This window comes from Kitasatospora sp. P5_F3, from assembly GCF_054049135.1.
Genome location: NZ_JBFUMY010000181.1, coordinates 1 through 1,769 on the forward strand (window position 1 = coordinate 1; position 1,769 = coordinate 1,769).

Here is a 1,769-nt window from a genome sequence, read left to right on the forward strand (position 1 = left end):
CATGCCCGCCTGCGGGTCGCCGTCGAGCGCGCTTTCGCCCGGCTCAAAACCTGGCGGATCTTCCGCCACGCCCGCTGCAGCCCGAACTGGCTCACGTCAGCCGTCGCAGCGATCCTCACCCTCACGGTCTACAGCTGAAAAGGCTCACTCAGAGATCAGTGAACGACAACGCCGAACCACTGAAAACCACACACCGATCATCAACCCGCCCCGGGCGGAATCAGGCCGGGCCCGGACAGCAACCCGACCGGACTGGGCGCTGCCGAGCCGGGGACGCCGCGGCGGACCGGGGCAGCAGACAACCAAACACCCGGCCCGGCCGTTCCGTCACCACCACCCCGTTCACGGGCCGTATGAAGCGCTCTCGCATCCCACACACCGACAGAGGCACGGGGAACTGCGCGGCCGGGAGGCTCAGCGCCGTTCCTTTCGTCCAACCGCGGTTCCACGCACCCCTGGGCTTACCCCCCGTCTCACTCGGCGGCTATGGCGCGGAGGATATCCATGCGGGCGGCGCGGGCCGCTGGGCGGAGGCCTGCGACGGCGCCCGCCAGGAGGCCGGCCAGGAGGACGACGGTGAGCTGGAGGGGCGGGACGGCGAAGGAGCCGGTGCCGGCGGTGTCGGAGGCGCGGGTGAGCGCCCAGCCGAGGAAGGCGCCGAGGGCGAGGCCACCGGTCGTGCCGAAGGCGGCGACCAGGACGGACTCCCACCGCACCATCGCCCGCAACTGCCCCCGCGTCTGCCCGACCGCCCGCAGCAGGCCCAGTTCCCTCGTCCGCTCGTGCACGGCGAGCGTCAGCGTGTTGGCGATGCCCAGCAGTGCGATCAGTACCGCCAGCGCCAGCAGCGCGTAGACGACCGAGAGCATGGTGTCGATGCCCGCCGCCGCGCTCTGCGCGTACTCGTCCCGGGTCTGTACGGCAGGGCTCGCGAAGGACTCGGCCACCCGCTCGACCGCCTCCTTGCCGTCGGTGAGCGATACGTCCGGCCGCAGCGCGACGGCGACCAGCGCGTCGCTGTCCTGCACCCGGTGCGGGGCCCAGGCCTGGCGGGTGATCAGGTAGTCGCCGGCCACTCCCGCGCCCTCGTACAGGGCCCGGACGGTGAACGGCTGACCGCCGTCCGCGAACGTTACCGGGACCGAACTGCCCACCTGCCAGCCGTACTTCTCCGCCTCCGTACGGGAGACCGCGAGTCCGTCCGTACCCAGGCCGGTGAGCGAACCGTCCACCCGGCCGAGGTCGACCACTGCGGCCAACCGTGCCGGGTCGGTGATGCCGAGCTGCCTGCCGTGGCCGTCGATCCGGGCGACGCCCCGTCCGAGGCCGACGGCCTGCTCGACCTCGGGCAGGGCGGCCACCGCGTCCGCGAGTCCGGGGCTGACCCCGCTGCCGCCCGCTCCGCGCGCGGGTGCGGTGACCGCGAGATCCCCGGCGAAGGAGCGGTCGACGGTGTCGTCCATGGTCGCCTTGATCGAGGCACCGAACACCGTGAACAGCGTCACCACCGCCACGCCGACCATCAGCGCGGTGGCCGTGGCGGCCGTCCGGCGCGGGTTGCGGGCCGCGTTGCGGCGCGCCAGCGCGCCGGTGACGCCGCGCAGCCGTGGCAGGGCCGCGCCCGCGGTCCGTACGGCCAGCGCCGCCGCGACCGGGCCGAGTACGACCAGGCCCGCCAGCGCGGCGACGGCGCCCGCCGCGGTCAGCACCAGCGACGGTCCCCCGGTCGCGCCGAGTACGGTCAGCGGCACTCCGCCGCCCAGCAGGGC

General features: G+C 73.8%; 1 protein-coding gene and 1 pseudogene. One reads left to right on the plus strand and one right to left on the minus strand.

The genetic code is table 11. The features are described 5' to 3' along the window. Positions 1–138: pseudogene (locus ACXJMZ_RS37165) on the plus strand (IS5/IS1182 family transposase); the annotation flags it as partial. Between the two features lie 335 nt (positions 139–473). Here the strand turns inward: ACXJMZ_RS37165 and ACXJMZ_RS37170 are convergent. Continuing rightward, positions 474–1,769, minus strand: a 1,296-nt coding sequence (locus ACXJMZ_RS37170) for an ABC transporter permease (protein ID WP_457034411.1), incomplete at its 5' end; no start/stop codon positions are given.